Genomic DNA, 4,709 nt, shown 5'->3' with positions numbered 1-4,709 from the left:
CGTCAGCTGGTTGGCGAGCAATGCAGATAGGGGGGCGTCGTTATACGAGAAAATCCGCCGCAGAATGCGGGCGTGTTGATAGCCTGAAAGCAGCTTTTCCAGACCCTGGGGCGCTTGGATCATGCGAGGTTCCTGTGTTCATCAAGTGTCCCTCCCTGATGTCACACCGGCGCGCATTCTAATTTTTCCCTGTTGAAACTTGCAATTGTATATACCGACGATGTCCTAAAGACCTTGAAGACCTGCCCAAAGGGGAGTCACCCAACTATGCGACGAGCCAAGCCTCAGGTGGCCTACGCCTGCGCATGGCGGCATGTTTCAAGAGTCGAGTAGCTTTTCATTGGATTTTCCTAACAGGAATCTGGCTATCTTGGCGCGCCTTTTTTGGGTAGAGCACATCACACGCCCATTGATGAAATGAGTTCTGGAGTGAATCTGCTCAATGTCGTCAAGCCGGACAGAAACTCATGTCTTCCGGCAGGCCGGATACACCGGGCAAGTCTTCGGCTGGAATTCTCTCCGCGCTTCTCGAATTTGTTCCATCGGATAGCTTGCTGCTCACCGCGATTTGTGAGATGTACCAAAAAAATCGCCCCCTGCCATGATGCACAGGGGGCGCTGCCACAGCGGGGGAAGGGGAGGCCTCAGCCCTGCGAACGCAAGCCCGCGGCCTTGATGCGCGACTCCAGCACGCGGCCCTTGCGCGCACGCTTGCCCACGTGCGCCAGCAGCTTCTCGCCGCTCAATGGAATCTCCTTGGCCTTGCCCACGTTGCCGGTGCCATAGACCACTACACCTTTCTGGCTGATGGCCTGGGCGGCGACCAGTTTTTCGTTCTTTTCCAGTTCCATCAGGTTCACGCCACGGCCACCGGAAGACAGGGTCTTCATTTCATCCAGGCCAAACACCAGCAGACGCCCATTGGCCGACACGCAGGCCACGGCGCTGGCGTCTGCCGCCACTGGCGTGGGTGCCAGCGGCAAAGCACCTTCATCGAGCGTGAAGAAGCTCTTGCCGCCCTTGACCCGACCGAACATGTCGGAGGCCTTGGCGATGAAACCAGTCGCCGCATCCGATGCCAGCAACAACGTGGTATCGGCCGGGCCGGCAAAGTAATGCTGGATGCTGCTGCCGCTGGCCAGTTCGATCAGCGTGGTCACGGGTACGCCATCGCCGCGTGCATTGGGCAGGGCATTGACCGCAATCGTATAGACCCGACCGTTGGAGCCGAAGGCCAGCAGGTTGTCCACGGTGCGGCATTCGAAGGCGCCATACAGGCTGTCGCCAGCCTTGAAGGTGAATTGCGTCGCATCGTGGCCATGGCCGGTGCGTGCGCGCACCCAGCCCTTTTGCGAAATGATCACCGTCACCGGTTCATCGATCACCTTCTGTTCGAAGGTGGCGCGTTCGGCTTCTTCGATGATGGTGCGGCGGGCGTCGCCATAGGTCTTGGCATCGCCCTCGATTTCCTTGATGACCAGTTTCTTCATCGAGGCCGGGTTGTCCAGCAGGTCTTGCAGCGTGGTCTTTTCGTTGCGCAGCTCGGCCAGCTCCTGCTGGATCTTGATGGCTTCCAGGCGCGCCAATTGGCGCAGGCGGATTTCCAGGATGTCTTCGGCCTGGCGCTCCGAGAGCTTGAAGGCGTCGATCAAGGCCGGCTTGGGTTCGTCCGATTCGCGGATGATCTTGATGACCTTGTCGATGTTCAACAGCACCGCTTCCCGGCCTTCCAGGATGTGGATGCGGTCGTTGACCTTCTGCATACGGAATTGCGTGCGCCGGGTCACGGTCTCGAAGCGGAAGCTGATCCACTCGGTGAGGATGTCGGAGAGATTCTTCTGACGCGGACGACCATCGCCGCCGATCATCACCAGGTTCAGCGAGGCGCTGGTTTCCAGCGAGGTCTGCGCCAAGAGCGTATTCATGAACTCGGTCTGGTCCTGGTTCTTGGACTTGGGTTCGAACACCAGGCGCACCGGCGCTTCGCGGCCGGATTCGTCGCGCACGGCGTCGAGCAGGCCGAGGATGGCGGCCTTCTGGGTTTGCTGTTCGGGCGTGAGCGATTTCTTGCCCAGCTTGAGCTTGGGGTTGGTGAGTTCTTCGATTTCTTCCAGCACGCGCTGCGAAGAGACGCCCGGTGGCAGTTCGGTGATGACCGCCTGCCACTGGCCGCGCGCCAGGTCTTCGATCTTCCAGCGCGCCCGCACTTTCAGGCTGCCGCGGCCGCTCTGGTACATCTCGGCAATGGTCGACTTGGGTGTGATGATCTGGCCGCCACCGGGGAAGTCGGGGCCGGGGATCAGTTCCATCAGTTCGGCGTGCGTGATCTTGGGATTGCGGATCATCGCCACGGCGGCCTTGGCCACTTCGGTGAGATTGTGCGAGGGAATCTCGGTGGCCATGCCGACCGCAATGCCGGAGGCGCCATTCAACAGCAGGAAGGGCAGGCGCGCTGGCAGCAGGCGCGGTTCTTCGGTGGAGCCATCGTAGTTGGGCTGGAACTCCACCGTGCCCATGTCGATTTCATCGAGCAGCAATTTGCTGATCGGGGTCAGGCGGGCTTCGGTGTAGCGCATCGCCGCAGCACCGTCGCCATCGCGCGAGCCGAAGTTGCCGTGGCCGTCGATCAAGGGATAGCGCAGCGAGAAATCCTGGGCCATGCGCACCAGTGCGTCATACACCGACTGGTCGCCGTGCGGGTGCAGCTTGCCCAGCACATCGCCGACCACGGCGGCCGACTTGCGCGGCTTGGCGGCGGAGTTCAGCGACAGTTCATTCATCGCGTAGAGGATGCGGCGCTGCACCGGCTTCTGGCCATCGGCCACGTCGGGCAGGGCGCGGCCCTTGACCACCGAGATCGCGTAATCGAGATAGGCGCGTTCGGCGAAGGTGGACAGCGTCAGCGATTCGCCATCGGGCGCGGTCGGGACTTGGTCAAACAGGGTCGGTTGATCGGTCATGGAGCTTGTCTTGTTGTGTTCGGTTTGACAGGGTTAATCGTTGATGGCCGGCGCGCGCGGGGGCAGCGTTACCTTCAGGCGCGCATTGCCACCTTGGTTGGCAGCCACGCGATCACCGGCGGCCAGGCGCAATGCACCGGCCGGGCGATACAGTTCATAGAAGCGCGACACCAGCCGCACATAGCCCTGGGTCTCGGGATAGGGCGGGATCTTGTTGCCATACTTCTGCACTGTGCCTTCGCCGGCGTTGTAGGAGGCAATGGCCAGTTCCACATGCTGCGGAAACATCGCCATCAGGTCGCGCAGGTAGCGCGCGGCCAAGCGGATGTTGATCTTGGGATCGGTCAGCTTCTGGTGCAGGGTCTTGCGGCGGTCGCCTTGCAGGCCATAGCGCTCGGCTGTGTCAGGCAGGATCTGCATCAGGCCCACCGCGCCCTTGCTGGAGACGGCCGTGGCATTGAAGCCGGATTCAGCCGTCAGCACCGCCTTGAGCAGCGCCGCATCCAGACCGAATTCGCTGGCCGCCTCGGTCAAGAGGCTATCGTACTTGCGCGCATCGCGATGGGCCAGCATGGTGCGCACGAAGGGCGGATCGGCCGGGGTCACCGCTTCCTTGCTGCCCGGATGATTGAGCAGCGCGGCGCTGCTGGCCATGAGCTTGTCCGGGTCCTCCAGGTTCTGTGCATAGAAGTGGACCGCGCCATCGGCATCGGTGTACCGGTACACGATCGTCTTGGGCTTCTTGCTGCCGGTGTCCTTGCTACTGTCTGCCGCTTCCACCCGCATGTGTTGGACGCCATCGGCGTCGGTGTACCGGACCACTTGCTGCGACTGTACCGGTCCAGCGCACAACAGTGTCGCCACGCCCAACAGGGCGGTGGCGAACAGGCTGGTGTGCAGGGACGCGGTGCAGCGCATGTCAGATATCCGCTTCGGCTTCGTTGCCGTGTTCTTCGATCCAGGCGCGACGCGATGCCGCTTCGCCCTTGCCCATGAGCATGTTGAAGCGCTCTTCGGAAGTCTGCACGCCGGGTTCGCCGAAGCTGATCGGCAACAGGCGACGGGTGTCCGGGTTCATGGTGGTTTCCCACAACTGCTCGGCATTCATCTCGCCCAGGCCCTTGAAGCGGGAAATGCTCCAGGCGCCTTCCTTCAAGCCATCCTTGCGCAGCTTGTCTTCGATGGCGTCGAGTTCGCCATCGTCCAGGGCGTAGAGCTTCTGCACCGGCTTCTTGCCGCGCGCCGGCGCGTCCACGCGATACAGTGGCGGGCGCGCCACGCAGATGTTGCCGTTCTCGATCAGCTTGGGGAAGTGACGGAAGAACAGGGTCAAGAGCAGCACCTGGATGTGCGAGCCGTCCACGTCCGCGTCGGAGAGGATGCAGATCTTGCCGTAGCGCAGGCCGGACAGATCCGGCGTGTCGTTGATGCCATGCGGATCGACGCCGATGGCCACTGCGATGTCGTGGATTTCATTGTTGGCGTAGAGGCGGTCGCGTTCGGTTTCCCAGGCGTTCAAGACCTTGCCGCGCAGCGGCAGGATGGCCTGGAATTCCTTGTCGCGGCCCATCTTGGCCGAGCCACCGGCGGAGTCACCCTCCACCAGGAACAGTTCGTTACGCGTCACATCCGAGGATTCGCAATCGGTCAGCTTGCCCGGCAGCACGGCCACCCCTGAAGATTTCTTCTTCTCGACCTTTTGCGCCGAGCGCAGGCGGCTCTGGGCCTGCTTGATGACCAGCTCGGCCA

3 protein-coding genes are annotated in these 4,709 nt (G+C 61.9%); all 3 read right to left on the bottom strand.

The window, feature by feature from the left end; translation table 11 throughout:
• Positions 1–644: 644 nt before the first annotated feature.
• Complete coding sequence (parC, locus tag I5W_RS09280) at positions 645–2,960, bottom strand: DNA topoisomerase IV subunit A (RefSeq protein ID WP_044529006.1); 2,316 nt, start codon at positions 2,958–2,960, stop codon at positions 645–647.
• A 33-nt stretch (positions 2,961–2,993) separates the two neighbouring features.
• On the bottom strand, positions 2,994–3,878 hold the full coding sequence (locus tag I5W_RS09275) for a lytic transglycosylase domain-containing protein (RefSeq protein ID WP_044529005.1): 885 nt from the start codon (positions 3,876–3,878) through the stop codon (positions 2,994–2,996).
• A 1-nt stretch (position 3,879) separates the two neighbouring features.
• Positions 3,880–4,709 (bottom strand): toprim domain-containing protein (locus I5W_RS09270; RefSeq protein ID WP_044529004.1); only part of this gene is annotated, 830 nt, incomplete at its 5' end.

It is taken from the genome of Herbaspirillum sp. B65 (genome assembly GCF_000333555.1).
In the GTDB taxonomy this organism is placed as follows: domain Bacteria; phylum Pseudomonadota; class Gammaproteobacteria; order Burkholderiales; family Burkholderiaceae_D; genus Herbaspirillum; species Herbaspirillum rubrisubalbicans.
The sequence above is the reverse complement of the archived record's forward strand: the minus strand, read 5'-3'. Positions and strand labels throughout refer to the sequence as shown.

Bases quoted from the DNA above. Each gene is read 5' to 3' on its own strand.
- I5W_RS09275 (WP_044529005.1), bottom strand. From the start codon at position 3,878: ATGCGCTGCACCGCGTCCCTGCACACCAGCCTGTTCGCCACCGCCCTG.
- parC (WP_044529006.1), bottom strand. From the start codon at position 2,960: ATGACCGATCAACCGACCCTGTTTGACCAAGTCCCGACCGCGCCCGAT.